Raw genomic sequence first — 13,447 nt, 5'->3', positions numbered from 1 at the left:
AAACCAGAGTGTAGCCTGTTTTACCGATCAAAGTCCTCACAGACAAATCACGAGGGAGCTTATGCATATTGCCCATGTTGCACTGTGGACCCGAAACCTGAACGCCCAGGTTCAGTTCTGGGAAACGGTTTTTAATGGCCGCAGCAACGAACGCTACGTCAGTAAAAATCGTCCCGGGTTTGAATCACACTTTATTACGCTGAATGACGGACCGACCATCGAGCTGATGACGCTGCCGGACCTGCCCGCAGCCCCGTCACATCCGGAGTTTATCGGCTGGGCGCATATTGCCATCAATGTCGGCAGCAAGGCGCAGGTGGACGACATGGCCGAACGGGCACAGGCCAGCGGCACGCTGCTCAGCGCCCCGCGCATGACCGGAGACGGCTTCTATGAAGCGGTGATCGCGGACCCGGACGGCAACCGGATTGAGCTTGTCGGTGCATAATATCAGCGTTTCGTTCCTGAACTCGCCCGGTCACGGATCGCTATACTTCATATGATTATCATATTGTTAAATGATAATTATATTTAATGTGTTAAGATGAAAGTCAGCATAAACAGTCCCTTACGTCACTCCTGGGGGCTGTTTGCATCCTCGACATGTAAAACAGCACCGGGGCGGTGAATGGAACACATTGTGTATGTGGTTGATGACGATGACGCAGTCAGACAGTCCGTAATCGGGCTGCTGGAATCCGCAGACTTAAACGCCATCGGCTTTTCATCGGCAGAAGCGTTTCTTCAGCACCGCTTTGAAGAGCTCCCCTCGTGCGTGGTCCTCGATATGCAGATGCCCACCATCTCGGGTTTTGAGGTGGCAGATGCCCTCAAGGACAGCGGGCGTGAAATCCCGATTATCTTTCTCACCGGCCACGGCACCATTCCGATGTCGGTGCGCGCCATAAAAGGCGGCGCTTACGAATTTCTCACCAAGCCTGTCGAATCCACCGCGCTTATCGACGCCATTGAGTCCGCGCTGCAGCTGGCGGAAAACAACGCCGAGCGCAATAAAGAGCACTACGCCCTGAAGCAGCGCCATCTCTCCCTCACGCCGCGCGAACACGAGGTGCTCACGCTGGCGATAAGCGGCATGCTGAACAAGCAAATTGCCGCCGAGCTGGGCGTCAGCGAGATCACGGTGAAAGTGCATCGCCGCCGCGTAATGGAGAAAATGCAGGTGCGCTCCGTGGCAGAGCTGGTCAGGGCCGTTGAGCGCCTGACCAAAAGCCAGCCTGCGGAGTAACGTTTACCCTTCCTGTACCGCCAGCGGCAGCGCAAAGGCAAATACCGTGCCGTAAGGCTCCCGGCGGCGCGCGCTCAGCTTCCCGCAGTGGCGCTCAATGATGCTGGCGCTGATGGTCAGCCCCATCCCCATCCCCTGTGGCTTGGTGGAGTAGAACGAGTCAAAAATCTGCTCCAGCCGCTCGGGCTCAATGCCGCTCCCGGTATCGGCGATCTCAACGATCGCTTTCCCGTCCGCGTTGCTGGTGCTGAGGGTGATGGTGCAGGCGCGATCCTTCACCTCGGCCATCGCCTCAACGGCGTTCATCACCAGGTTAAGCAGCACCTGCTGGATCTGCACGCTATCGCCGGTGATAAAGCTGTCCTGCGCCTTCAACAGGTAATCAACGCTAATGTGTCGCTGCTCCAGCTCGCTGCGGGAGAGCGCGATGATATGGTGGATCAGATAGTGCAGATCGATGCGCGAGAAGGTGGGATCCTGCTTGCGCGTCAGGGACTGGATGCTGCGAATGATCTCCCCCGCCCGAGCGCCTTCCGCGGCGATCTCTTCCAGCCCTTCCCGCACTTTATCCAGCCGGGCCGGCTCCCGGCTGAGCCAGCGCAGGCTCGCTCCGGCGTTAGAGACGATCGACATCAGCGGCTGGTTGATCTCATGGGCGATGGAGGAGGTCAGCTGCCCGACGGTGGTGGCGCGGGACACCCTCGCCAGATCCGCCTGCGCCACCCGCATGGCATCCTCTGCGGCGCGCTGGCTGGTGATATCGGTGATGATGCCGTAATACTCATTCACCTCGCTGCCCACGCCCACCGGATCGCCAATCCCGAGGATATAGCGCGTTGAACCGTCGGTACGCTTCACCCGAAACTCCGCGCGCATGGAGAGCCCTTCGCGCACGCTCTGCGTGACGATGGTGCTGATGCGGGCGTAATCGTCTTCATGGACGAAGGTCAAAAACTCCGCCATGGAGATCATCTTTTGCTGCTCGGGCAGGCCGAGGATGCGGGCGTACTCCTCCGAGACAAACATCAGATCCTGCTCCAGCTCCCAGCGCCAGCTGCCGGTGTGGCTAATCTGCTCGCCCAGCATCAGCGAGGTCTGGCTGGCGCGCAGCTCTTTTTCCACCCGACGGCGCTGGATGTTCTCCCCCAGCAGCTCGGCGTACAGCCGCGCCGTCTCCAGGGAGACCGCGGCCTGCGCCCCCAGCAGGCTCACCACGCGGGAATGCTCGGCGGTGAAAACCTCCGGCATCAGGCGGTTTTCCAGGTAGAGCACGCCCACCAGCCGCGCCTGTTTGAACATCGGGACGCACATGACGGCCGCCCCCGAGGTGACCAGATAGGGATCCTGGCTGAAGGGGTGAAACTCCTCCGGCTTGCCGGTACGGATCTCCTGCCCGGTGCGGATCACCGCCGCCAGCACCGACAGGGGCATGTCGGTCGCCGTCGGCACGTCTTTCAGGATCCGCACCCGTACGCCGTCGGTGCTGGTCCAGGCGCTGGCCTCGATCTCCGGGATCAGGTTATCACTCACGCGAAGCAGCAGGCCGCGCTGCGCCCCGGCGCGTTCGAGGAGGATCGTCATCAGGTTTTCGATTAAGCGCTCAAGATTGATCTCTTCCGACAGCGCGCGGGAGGCTTTGATGACGCTCTGCAGATCGCGGATCGTCTCGTTCTGGGCGAACGCCACCGTGTCATAGGCGCTCGCCTGCCCTGAGGCCAGCAGATGCGGGAAATCCTGCTCCAGCTGGCGCACCTTGGCCTGCGCGCCCGCCCGGCCCCAGGCGGCAATTGCGCCACGGAAGTGTGCGTCCGAGGCGGTTGGATAGCCGCAGGCCAGCGCAAAGCGGCCCGCCAGCTCGTGGGCCAGGGCATTAATTGGATTAAACCCGCCCTCGCGGGAGAGCCGGACCGCCTTCTCATACTGCTCAAGCGCGATGCTGTTCATCCCGTCCAGACGCACGATTTCGGCGTAGATCAGCGCCTCTTTATCCGCGAACGTGCCGGGATTAATGCGCGCCCAGAGGGCGATTTTGTCATAGTGAGCGTGAATGTTGCGACGGTGGTTCGCCGAGAAGGTCTCCGGCGTTAACTGACGCGAAAGCGCCAGCGCGCTGTAAAGATGGTAATCCAGCAGATGGATGTGCCCCGGCGCAGACCACGCGTACCACCCCGCCATCTCCAGATCCGCCTGCGCGTCGGCATACTCCCCACAGGTAAAATGCGCCATGCCGCGGTAGAGCCAGTACCAGAACAGCATGGTGGAGGTCTGCTCCGGTGCCTGCTCTGGCGACGCGGGCAGCAATGCCTCCGGCAGCACCTGCGATGCGGTCCAGGTACCGATAACCGGCGTGCGCAGGAACTCTACGTAGCCGCGCTGGACCATCAAAATGGTCTCCACGTCCTGGAAGTGGGTTTTACGCACGAACGCCAGGCCGCGATCGATGCTGGTCAGCACCCCGTCCAGGTGATCGCCCCGGGAGAGGAAATTAATGACCTGGTGGCAGGCCGCAAAGCAGGCCATCGTCATATCGCCGTGGGTCACCGCCGAGGTAAAGCAGGCTTTCGCGCACTCGATGGTAAACGATAAGGGCTGGGTCCAGACGCTGAGCTGGTCGAGCGGCAGCAGGGTTTTAGCTTCGAATGCGTCGTAGCCGTGGCGATTGACCAGTTCGCGGGCCAGGGTGCCGTACTGGAAGCCGAGGCGGTACTCGGCGTAGCGGTGGCCCATCAGCACGCCAAACCAGGCCATCGCCGTGGTGGAGGCGCCGGTAATGCCGTGGTCGAGCGTCAGGTGCATCATGCGGCAAAGCAGTAAAAAGTGCAGGCGCGGACAGATGAAGCTGGCGCAAATGCTGGCGCTGTAGAGCAGGTTCATCACCGCTTCGGTTTCCGGGTTATCCATCCGCGAGAGCGGGGCAAACAGGGTTTGCGGCGCGTCGCCCGCGCGGTTACAGAAGTGTTCCCAGGCCTCGTCGCAGTCGGCATCTTCCGGATAGCGGCCGATCTGAATGCCAAAGACCCCCAGCCAGCAGAGCGCTGCTTCCAGCGCCAGACGGCTGTCCGACTGGCGAATGTACACTTCCACCAGCAGATTGGCCGCCAGCGCCTTTTCGGTCAGCCCGCCGGGGCACCCGAGAATGGCGTCACACAGCTCGCGGGTGCGCGCCAGGTGCCCCAGCGCAAACTCGCAGCCCGCCTCTTCGATATCGAGCATAAAGTCTGACACCGTCCCGGCGTTGCCCAGCGCTCGGGCAGTCTGGATATAGCTCAGCGCCGAGAGATAATCCCCCGAGCGTTTCGCGCGTCGCGCGGCCAGCAGGCTCAGCTCGCGGAACATCTGGCGCTGCGGGGCGGGCTGGATGCTGTCCAGCGCGGCCGTGACGTGATGTACGGCGCGGAACAGCAGCTCGTTCCCCGCCGCCTGGCGCGCGGCGTCGGCCAGCAGGCTGGCGGTGGTCAGATGAAGATGGCTTTTCTCATGCCGATCCAGCAGCGCAAAGGCGGCCTCCTGCACCCGGTCATGGGTGAAGGAGTACGCTTTTTCCGTCAGCACGATCAGCTGCGCCATGACCGCCGGATGCAGCGCGTAGCGCATTTCCGCCATCGATATACCGACCACGCGGCAGATCATCTCCATTTCGCCCGTGCCGCCGAGGCAGGCAAGGCTGCCCAGCAGGCGACGCGTCTCGTCGGGCAACTCTTCCAGCTTCTCCAGCACCAGGGTGACGACGTTTTCGGTGTAATGCCGGGCGCGGATCGCCTGCAGATCGTAGTGCCACTTGTCCTGATATTTGTTGTGCACCACCAGCCCGTCATCGACGATGCGGCGGAAAAATTCGTGTACAAAGAGCGGGTTGCCTCCGGTCTTTTCATGGATCAGCGTGGCGAGGTCGGTCGTCGCCGTGCTGCGGGTACGAAATACCGTCCCCAGCCAGCGGGACACGGCTTTGACAGAGAGTGCCTGCGGGACAATTTCGCTCGCGTGCTGTGCCGCCTGCGGCAGGCTCGCCAGCTGCTGTTGCAGTGTGGGTTCGGACAACGAACCGATGTCGCGGTGCGCCACAACCACCAGCAGCGGGATCGCGCCGCAGTTCACCAGCAGATAGTTGAGCGTATGCAGGCTGGCGGCGTCGCTCCACTGGAGATCGTCGAGTACCAGCACCAGCGGGCAGCCCTGCGAGGCAAAGGTTTTCACCAGCGCCAGCACCATATGGCTGAAGCGCGCCCGGGCATCAATGGAAAACGTATCCGCCGGGAAGCGCGGCTTGCTCTCAAGCAGCAGGCCCAGCTCGGGCACCAGGCTGACGGCCAGTTCTTCATAGCCTTCCAGGGCGCGCGAGAGGCGGATTTTCCATTTCGCCACCTCGTCTGCCGGCAGGCCCAGCAGGTGCAGGGTCAGGGGGCGGAATGCGGAGCTTAATACGCCGTAGGGCAATGACGGTGAAAACTGATCCACTTTGCCCACCGCCAGCAGCACCGTACGCTGCTGGAGCGTTTTTAACGCCGTCGCAATGATGGAGGATTTGCCGATCCCCGACGGCCCGCCGATCGTCACCAGCTCCGGCACGCGGTTCTCCCCCACCCGCTCAAACGCGGCAATGACGTCATTCGCCTGCGGATGCGTCGCGAACAGCGAGTCCGCCAGAAGAATCGCCGGGGTGCGGTCCTGCTGGCCGGGGGTAAAGGCAACGATCTCGCCCTCACCGGTCAACGTCGCCTGGCAGCGGCGGAGGTCGGCAATCAGCCCGTCAACCGTCTGGTAGCGGTTATCGGGGTGCTTCTCCAGTAGCTTCAGGATGATGGTCGACAGCATTCCCGGCACGTCCGGGCGTATCGCATCCGGGGCCAGCGGCGCCGAGGCAATATGGTAGTGCGCCCAGTTGGTCCGATCGTCCTCCCCTAGTTCAAACGGCAGGCGTCCGGTCAGGAGTTCATACAGCACCACGCCGAGGCTGTAGAGATCGCTGCGGCCATCGACGGGGCGCTGGGTGCGGGAGGTGTGCTCCGGGGACATATACGCCGGCGTGCCGCCTGAAACGGCAAGCCGGGTCTGCACGAAGGCGCCAGAGAGGCTGCATGAAAGGCCAAAGCTGCCCAGACGGCAGGTGGCATCGTGATGAACAAAAATATTGCCGGGCTTGATATCGCCGTGGATCAGGTTTTGCAGATGCATCTGGCGCAGCGGAACGCAGATCTGGATCGCCAGCTCGATAAAGCGCGCGATCCCCGAGATCGCCCTGCCCGCGCGCCGCGCCAGCAGCTCAAAGGAAAACGGGGCGTACACCAGCGCGAAGCGTCCCCGGTACTGGGTGGATGCGACGGCGCGAATGGCCCAGCTGTCCTGCAGCGCGTCACGCAGCGCAAACTCGTTTTTCAGCAGCCGGGTGGCCCGCTCTTCCTCTTCGTCGCTGACCGCGGTGGCGATAATGAACGAGCCGCCGGAATGAGGATGTCGCGCGTGCATCCAGGCAATTCCGCCCTCCTGCGCCAGCACGGTAAAAATCACATCCTCTTTAAGGACAAAAACCCGCCCCTGGTGAAGATTCCCCTGGGCGGGCCAGAATGCAGGCTGCTCGTGTTCGTTCATCCGCGATCCTTATTGTCGGCGGGCCAGCTCCCGCTGAATATGATCCAGCAGAATATCGATGTTAATCGGCTTACGCAAAAAAGCAGCGGCGCCCAGACCGAGAGCGTACCGCTGCATATTTTCATCAGCATGACCGGAGATAAAGAGCACGGGCGGAGGCGGTACGGCCAGCAGCCGCAGCTTGTCAAACAGCTCAAGGCCGCTCATGCCCCGGAGCTTGATATCGGTGATCACCAGCGCCGCGCCGGACAGGGCAAGCGGATGGCTCAGAAATACCTCTGCCGAATCAAACGTATCGGTTGAATAGCCTTCCGACTCCAGGAGATTACTCAACCCGCTGCGGACGGAACGTTCGTCATCAATGATGGCAATGCGCCACGGCAGCGTCATGCTGTTATTCCTCTAACCAGTCATTTAACGTCGCGAGGGTCCTTCGCGGGCGCAGGGGGCGCCGTGCCGCTGATTTTCGGTACGCATTCGTGACGAAACCAGGCGAGGGTGAGCGGTTCGCGACTCAGTAAACGTCGTCCCACCGGGATAAGCTGTTCGCCCACCAGCATGCCAAACAGGCCAAGCAGGGCGACAACCGGCGGTGCCGGGGAATGGACGTCGAGCAGAGCGTAAATTACCCCAGCAACCACGCCGCACACCAGCGAAATTATCCATGCTTTCATGATGACGCTCCCGTCTGCGATGCCGCCTGCGGAACGGTCACCTGAGGAGGTGGGGCGCCGTCGCGGGATAAGAGATGGCGCGTCGCCTGTTCACCCGCCAGCATCCCCAGCAGACCAATCAGCGCCAGCGCGGGCGGCGCGGGGGAGCGCACCTTCAGCACGGCATACATCAGGCCAATCAACACGCCTGCCGCAAGGGATATCAGCCCAGTACTCATCGTGAACTCCAGAGAAAGAGGCAGCGGCGAGCCGGATGAGGGACCAGCCCGCCGACGGGACTTAGCGAGCCGGGACCGGCGCTAAGGTGCGGTGCTCGCTCTTCTGGCGAGACGGCGCTTTGTGCACCATGGTGTAGGCGTAATCCACGCCCATGCCGTACGCGCCGGAATGCTCGCGCACGATGTCCATCACCGCGGTGTAGGTCTCTTTACGCGCCCAGTCGCGCTGCCACTCCAGCATTACCTGCTGCCAGGTTACCGGGATCACGCCCGCCTGGATCATGCGCTGCATCGCGTAGTCGTGGGCTTCTTTGGAGGTGCCGCCGGACGCGTCCGCCACCATATAAATTTCGTAGTCGCCTTCCAGCATCGCGCACAGGGCAAAGCTGTTGTTGCACACTTCGGTCCACAGACCGGCAACCACGACCTTCTTCTTGCCGTTGGCCTTCAGCGCGTCGCGCACCTTCTGGTCGTCCCAGGAGTTCATGGAGGTGCGCTCCAGAATGTCCTGACCCGGGAACACGTCCAGCAGCTCAGGATAGGTGTTACCGGAGAAGCTTTCGGTCTCTACGGTGGTGATGATGGTCGGGATGTTGAACACCTTAGCCGCTTTCGCCAGCGCCACGGTGTTGTTTTTCAGCACCTGGCGGTCAATCGACTGCACGCCAAACGCCATCTGTGGCTGGTGATCGATAAAGATGATCTGACAGTTCGCAGGGGTTAACACTTCGAGCTTTGAAGAGGTCATAGCATTTTCCAGTGGTTAAGGGTAGAAATCGCCGCGAGTGCCACGGCGATAAAGTCACCCTCATCCTGCGGTTTTCCTTCTCCGCGCGTAATTATCTCTTCGTATAGTTAACCTTAGGTATAGTTATACTTTGGTATACCTATCCTATTGTATAACTGGATCTTTGCCGAAACCGGTTCCCATAATCCTGACCATTCCCCTCTCAGTCAGGAGCAGTTATGGTTACCCTCGGTAAAGCCGATCTCATTCTGGTTAACGGCCAGTTTCACACCGTCGATCGCGAGAATCCTGTCGCGGAAGCCGTTGCCGTGCGCGACGGAAAATTTCTGGAAGTGGGTACCGTCGCCGAGGTGATGCAGCACCACGGCGACGGCACCAAAGTGGTCGACTTAAAAGGCCACACCGCCATCCCCGGCCTCAACGACTCGCACCTGCACCTGATCCGCGGCGGGCTGAACTACAACCTCGAGCTGCGCTGGGAAGGCGTGCCCTCCCTGGCCGATGCCCTGCGGATGCTGAAAGAGCAGGCGCTGCGCACCCCGTCGCCGCAGTGGGTGCGCGTAGTCGGCGGCTGGACCGAGTTCCAGTTTGCCGAGCGCCGCATGCCAACCCTGGACGAAATTAACGACGCCGCGCCGGATACCCCGGTCTTCATCCTGCACCTGTACGACCGCGCCCTTCTCAACCGCGCCGCGCTGAAGGTGGTCGGCTACACCAAAGACACGCCAAACCCGCCGGGCGGAGAGATCCAGCGCGACGCCAACGGCAACCCGACCGGGATGCTGATCGCCCGTCCGAACGCCATGATCCTCTACGCCACGCTGGCCAAAGGGCCGAAGCTGCCGCTGGAGCAGCAGGTCAACTCCACGCGTCAGTTCATGCGCGAGCTTAACCGTCTGGGGCTGACCAGCGCCATCGACGCGGGCGGCGGCTTCCAGAACTACCCGGAAGATTACGAGGTGATCGCCGAGCTGCACGAGAAAAAGCAGATGACCATCCGCATCGCCTACAACCTCTTTACCCAGCGTCCGGGCCACGAGCTGGAAGACTTTGAAAAATGGACCGACATGCTCACGCCGGGCCAGGGCAGCGACTTCTTCCGCCACAACGGCGCGGGCGAGATGCTGGTCTTCTCCGCCGCCGATTTTGAAGATTTCCTCGAGCCGCGCCCGGATCTCGCGCCGGGCATGGAGGACGAACTGGAGCGCGTGGTGCGCCATCTGGTGGAGCACCGCTGGCCGTTCCGCCTGCACGCCACCTATAACGAATCCATCAGCCGCATGCTGGACGTGTTCGAGAAGGTGAACCGCGACATACCGTTCAACGGCCTGCACTGGTTCTTCGACCATGCGGAAACCGTAACCCAGGCCAACATTGAACGCATCAAAGCGCTCGGCGGCGGCATTGCCGTGCAGCACCGCATGGCCTTCCAGGGGGAGTACTTTGCCGAGCGTTACGGCATCGAAGCCACCCGCCATACGCCGCCGGTGGCGAAAATGCTCGAGACCGGCGTGCCGGTGGGCCTGGGAACGGACGCCACCCGCGTGGCGAGCTACAACCCGTGGACCGCGCTCTACTGGCTGGTCTCCGGCCGCACCGTCGGCGGGATGCAGATGTACGATCACAGCGCCCGTCTGGACCGCGATACGGCCCTGATGCTCTGGACCCAGGGCAGCGCGTGGTTCTCCAGCGAGCAGAACCAGAAGGGGCAGATTAAAGTCGGCCAGCTCGCCGACCTGGCAGTGCTGAGCAAAGACTATTTCCGCGTGCCGGAAGAGGAGATCAAGGGCATCGAGTCCGTTCTCACGGTGGTCAACGGCGATATCGTCTACGCCGCGGGCAGCTTTGGCCCGCTCGCGCCGCCGGCCATCCCGGTCCTGCCCGAGTGGTCACCGGTGGTCAAGGTGCCGGGCCACTACCGCAGCGCGCCGCCGCAGGCTGCCCGCGTGGGTATGAGCGCCGTCCACCACTGCAGCGGGCCGTGCGGAGTTCACAGCCACCAGCACGATTTCGCCCGCACGTCAGCGATGCCGGTGTCCGACGATAACGCTTTCTGGGGGGCGCTGGGCTGCAGCTGCTTTGCATTCTGATGAAAAACACCATTATGCCGCCCCGGATCGACCTGGGGCTGTTCTTCCTGCGCCTGACCGGCAGCCTGCTGCTGCTGTACGTGCACGGCCTGCCGAAGGTGCTGCACTTCAGCGAAGAGCTGACGCGCATTGAAGATCCGTTCGGCTTCGGGCCTTACGCCAGCCTGATCCCGGCGATTGTCGCCGAGGTAATTTGCCCACTGTTTATCATTGCGGGCGTGTACACCCGCCTGGCGTGCCTGCCGATTATCGCCGTGCTGCTGGTGGCGATGCTGGCGGTCCACCCCAACTGGTCGATTGCCGAAGGGCAGTTTGGCTGGCTGCTGCTGATTATCTTCACCACTCTCGCCCTCACCGGGCCGGGCCAGTGGCGGCTGCAGCGTAAGGCAACGGAGAGGTTCGCATGACCCAGGTTAACGACGTTCGCGACGCACACGTCGAGACGACGCCCGCACCGACGGTTTCACCCTGGCAGCCGCTGAGCCAGCCGGTGTTCCGCATGCTGTGGATCGCCACGGTGGTCTCTAACGTCGGCTCATGGATGAGCGACGTCGGCATCAACTGGAGCATGCTGACCCTGAGCGCCGACCCGCTGGATATCGCGCTGGTGCAGGCGGCAAGCAGCCTGCCGATGTTCCTCTTCGCCCTGCCGTCCGGGGTGATGGCGGACATCGTTGACCGGCGTAAATACCTGCTCTTCTCCCAGCTGTGGGTGTTCATCGCCGCCGCCGGGCTGACGGCGCTCTCCTTCACCGGACACGTCACCCCCACCGTGCTGCTGGTGGCGACGTTTCTGCTGAGCGTGGGGGCGGCGATGAGCTCGCCGCCGTTCCAGGCCGTGGTGCCCGATCTGGTGAGCAAGCCGGAGCTGGGCGCCGCCGTGGCGCTGAACTCGCTCGGGGTGAACATCAGCCGGGCGATTGGCCCCGCGCTGGGCGGTTTCCTGCTGTCGCTCGCCGGGCCGTGGATGGTGTTTGCCCTGAACGCGCTGTCCGTGGTGGGCGTGGCGTGGGTACTGTGGCGCTGGCGTCCGGCCCCGTCCATTCAGCGTCTGCCGCCGGAGCACTTCTTCTCTGCGGTGCGCACAGGCATCCGCTACGTGCACGCCGCCCCGGTGCTGCGCAACGTGCTGGTGCGTACGGTGGCCTTCTTCGTTTTCGGCAGCGCGGGCTGGGCGCTGCTGCCGCTGGTGGCGCGCCGCGAGCTGGGCCTGGGCCCGGCGGGCTACGGCGTGATGCTGGCGTGCATTGGCCTGGGGGCGATTGCCGGGGCCATCCTGCTGCCGCGCCTGCGCCAGCGGCTGAATGCCGACCGGCTGATGGTGGCCGCGAGTCTGGTCTTTGCCCTCACCATGCTGGCGCTGGCGTTTGTGCGCCACGTCTGGCTGCTCAACCTGTTTGAGTTCTTCACCGGCTTCGCGTGGATTGCGGTGCTCTCGACGCTGAACCTCGGCGCCCAGCGCAGCGCCGCCCGCTGGGTGAAGGCCCGCGCGCTGGCGGTCTACCTGACGGTGTTCTTCGGCTCGATGACCACGGGCAGCGCCATCTGGGGGCAGATAGCCTCCCGGTTCGGCACCCCGACCGCGCTGGTTGTCGCCACGCTGGGGATGGTGCTGGCAAGCGCCACCGTGTTCCGCTGGAAGCTGGAGAAAGACCCGGAATTAAACCTCGACCTGAGCGGCCAGCCGCTGGACGGCGTGGAGATCGACCTGCCGAACGAGCGTGGCCCGGTGCTGGTCTCGCACGAGTACATCATCGACCCGCACAACGCAAAAGCCTTCCTGGAGGCGGTCCACGAGCTGCGCCGGGTGCGACGCCGCGCCGGGGCGATGAGCTGGGCGGTATACGAAGATATTGAGCGCCCCGGCCTGTTTATCGAGACCTTCCTGATGGGCTCCTGGATTGAGCATCTGCGCCAGCAGGAGCGCCACACCATGAATGACCTCCTGCTGCAGAGCCGCGTTCTGGCTTTTCATCAGGGCACAACATCACCGGCAATTCGTTATCTGGTCGCGCCGGTATAACCATAACCATCACCTGCACAGGAACACACTATGGCAACGTTTAAGGCAAAAGACGGCACGCAGATTTACTACAAAGAAGGCGGCGCGGGCAAACCGGTTCTCTTCAGCCACGGCTGGCCGCTGGACGGCGATATGTGGGACAGCCAGCTGAACTACCTGGCCGAGCGCGGCTTCCGCGCCATCGCCTTTGACCGCCGCGGCTTTGGCCGCTCGGATCAGCCCTGGAACGGTTACGACTACGACACCTTTGCGTCCGACATCAACGACCTGATTACCACCCTGGACCTCCAGGACGTGACGCTGGTGGGCTTCTCCATGGGCGGCGGCGACGTGACCCGCTACATCAACAACTACGGCAGTGCGCGCGTGGCCGGTCTGGCGCTGCTGGGCGCGGTCACGCCAATCTTCGGCAAATCCGACTCCTTCCCGCAGGGTGTGGATCAGAGCGTGTTCGACGGCATTCGCGACGGACTGCGTAAAGATCGCGCCCAGTTCATCAGCGACTTCGCCACCCCGTTCTACGGCACCAACGCCGGACAGACCGTTTCCGCCGGTGCCCTGACCCAGACGCTGAACATCGCCCTGCTGGCGTCCCTGAAGGGCACCATCGACTGCGTGACCGCCTTCGGCGAAACCGATTTCCGTCCGGATATGGCGAAAATCGATGTGCCGACGCTGGTGATCCACGGCAGCAACGACCAGATCGTGCCGTTTGAAAGCACCGGCAAGCTGGCGGCAGAGATGATCAAAAACGCCACGCTGAAGGTGTACGACAACGCGCCGCACGGCTTCGCGCTGACCCACCAGGACCAGCTCAACGAAGATCTGCTGGCGTTTGTGAAGTCGCTGTAAGTCTTAAAAA

The 13,447-nt window shown here is 62.6% G+C and carries 11 protein-coding genes; 6 read left to right on the top strand and 5 right to left on the bottom strand.

The window, feature by feature from the left end; genetic code table 11:
- Positions 1 to 61: 61 nt before the first annotated feature.
- Positions 62 to 448, top strand: coding sequence for a VOC family protein (locus tag KGP25_RS03250; protein ID WP_045908085.1), 387 nt, complete (start codon positions 62 to 64; stop codon positions 446 to 448).
- Between the two features lie 180 nt (positions 449 to 628).
- Entirely contained in the window at positions 629 to 1,246 is a 618-nt protein-coding gene (locus KGP25_RS03245; protein ID WP_048028672.1) for a response regulator, read from the top strand.
- A 3-nt stretch (positions 1,247 to 1,249) separates the two neighbouring features.
- Here KGP25_RS03245 and KGP25_RS03240 read toward each other — a convergent pair whose 3' ends face one another.
- From KGP25_RS03240 to KGP25_RS03220, 5 genes are all read right to left on the bottom strand, one after another.
- Entirely contained in the window at positions 1,250 to 6,832 is a 5,583-nt protein-coding gene (locus tag KGP25_RS03240; RefSeq protein ID WP_223539966.1) for an AAA family ATPase, read from the bottom strand.
- A gap of 9 nt (positions 6,833 to 6,841) precedes the next feature.
- Positions 6,842 to 7,222 (bottom strand): response regulator, encoded by a 381-nt coding sequence (locus KGP25_RS03235; protein WP_008501346.1) that lies wholly within the window; start codon positions 7,220 to 7,222, stop codon positions 6,842 to 6,844.
- Positions 7,223 to 7,242: 20 nt separating this feature from the next.
- Positions 7,243 to 7,506 carry a XapX domain-containing protein gene (locus KGP25_RS03230; RefSeq protein ID WP_024909507.1) on the bottom strand — a complete coding sequence of 88 codons (264 nt, stop codon included), beginning with the start codon at positions 7,504 to 7,506 and terminating at the stop codon, positions 7,243 to 7,245.
- Positions 7,503 to 7,724 (bottom strand): DUF1427 family protein, encoded by a 222-nt coding sequence (locus tag KGP25_RS03225; RefSeq protein WP_024909508.1) that lies wholly within the window; start codon positions 7,722 to 7,724, stop codon positions 7,503 to 7,505. Before KGP25_RS03225 ends, KGP25_RS03230 begins: the two co-directional genes overlap by 4 nt.
- Before the next feature lie 61 nt (positions 7,725 to 7,785).
- A complete protein-coding gene (locus tag KGP25_RS03220; RefSeq protein WP_008501349.1) occupies positions 7,786 to 8,472 on the bottom strand; it encodes a hydrolase in 687 nt (228 codons plus the stop codon).
- Between the two features lie 218 nt (positions 8,473 to 8,690).
- Between KGP25_RS03220 and KGP25_RS03215 the strand changes: the two genes are divergently transcribed.
- From KGP25_RS03215 to KGP25_RS03200, 4 genes are read left to right on the top strand one after another with little or no spacing between them, the layout of a single operon-like run.
- Entirely contained in the window at positions 8,691 to 10,562 is a 1,872-nt protein-coding gene (locus tag KGP25_RS03215; protein WP_223539965.1) for an amidohydrolase, read from the top strand.
- Positions 10,562 to 10,969 (top strand): DoxX family protein, encoded by a 408-nt coding sequence (locus tag KGP25_RS03210; RefSeq protein ID WP_223539964.1) that lies wholly within the window; start codon positions 10,562 to 10,564, stop codon positions 10,967 to 10,969. The genes KGP25_RS03215 and KGP25_RS03210 overlap by 1 nt, the downstream gene beginning before the upstream one ends.
- Positions 10,966 to 12,585 (top strand): MFS transporter, encoded by a 1,620-nt coding sequence (locus KGP25_RS03205; protein WP_024909511.1) that lies wholly within the window; start codon positions 10,966 to 10,968, stop codon positions 12,583 to 12,585. The genes KGP25_RS03210 and KGP25_RS03205 overlap by 4 nt, the downstream gene beginning before the upstream one ends.
- 30 nt (positions 12,586 to 12,615) lie before the next feature.
- Entirely contained in the window at positions 12,616 to 13,437 is an 822-nt protein-coding gene (locus KGP25_RS03200) for an alpha/beta hydrolase (RefSeq protein ID WP_032675870.1), read from the top strand.
- Positions 13,438 to 13,447 lie beyond the last annotated feature (10 nt).

Source organism: Enterobacter sp. JBIWA003, assembly GCF_019968825.1.
In the GTDB taxonomy this organism is placed as follows: domain Bacteria; phylum Pseudomonadota; class Gammaproteobacteria; order Enterobacterales; family Enterobacteriaceae; genus Enterobacter; species Enterobacter quasiroggenkampii.
The sequence above is the reverse complement of the archived record's forward strand: the minus strand, read 5'-3'. Positions and strand labels throughout refer to the sequence as shown.

Coding starts and splice junctions, on each gene's coding strand:
- KGP25_RS03250 (WP_045908085.1), top strand. CDS start 62: ATGCATATTGCCCATGTTGCACTGTGGACCCGAAACCTGAACGCCCAG.
- KGP25_RS03245 (WP_048028672.1), top strand. CDS start 629: ATGGAACACATTGTGTATGTGGTTGATGACGATGACGCAGTCAGACAG.
- KGP25_RS03240 (WP_223539966.1), bottom strand. CDS start 6,832: ATGAACGAACACGAGCAGCCTGCATTCTGGCCCGCCCAGGGGAATCTT.
- KGP25_RS03235 (WP_008501346.1), bottom strand. CDS start 7,222: ATGACGCTGCCGTGGCGCATTGCCATCATTGATGACGAACGTTCCGTC.
- KGP25_RS03230 (WP_024909507.1), bottom strand. CDS start 7,506: ATGAAAGCATGGATAATTTCGCTGGTGTGCGGCGTGGTTGCTGGGGTA.
- KGP25_RS03225 (WP_024909508.1), bottom strand. CDS start 7,724: ATGAGTACTGGGCTGATATCCCTTGCGGCAGGCGTGTTGATTGGCCTG.
- KGP25_RS03220 (WP_008501349.1), bottom strand. CDS start 8,472: ATGACCTCTTCAAAGCTCGAAGTGTTAACCCCTGCGAACTGTCAGATC.
- KGP25_RS03215 (WP_223539965.1), top strand. CDS start 8,691: ATGGTTACCCTCGGTAAAGCCGATCTCATTCTGGTTAACGGCCAGTTT.
- KGP25_RS03210 (WP_223539964.1), top strand. CDS start 10,562: ATGAAAAACACCATTATGCCGCCCCGGATCGACCTGGGGCTGTTCTTC.
- KGP25_RS03205 (WP_024909511.1), top strand. CDS start 10,966: ATGACCCAGGTTAACGACGTTCGCGACGCACACGTCGAGACGACGCCC.
- KGP25_RS03200 (WP_032675870.1), top strand. CDS start 12,616: ATGGCAACGTTTAAGGCAAAAGACGGCACGCAGATTTACTACAAAGAA.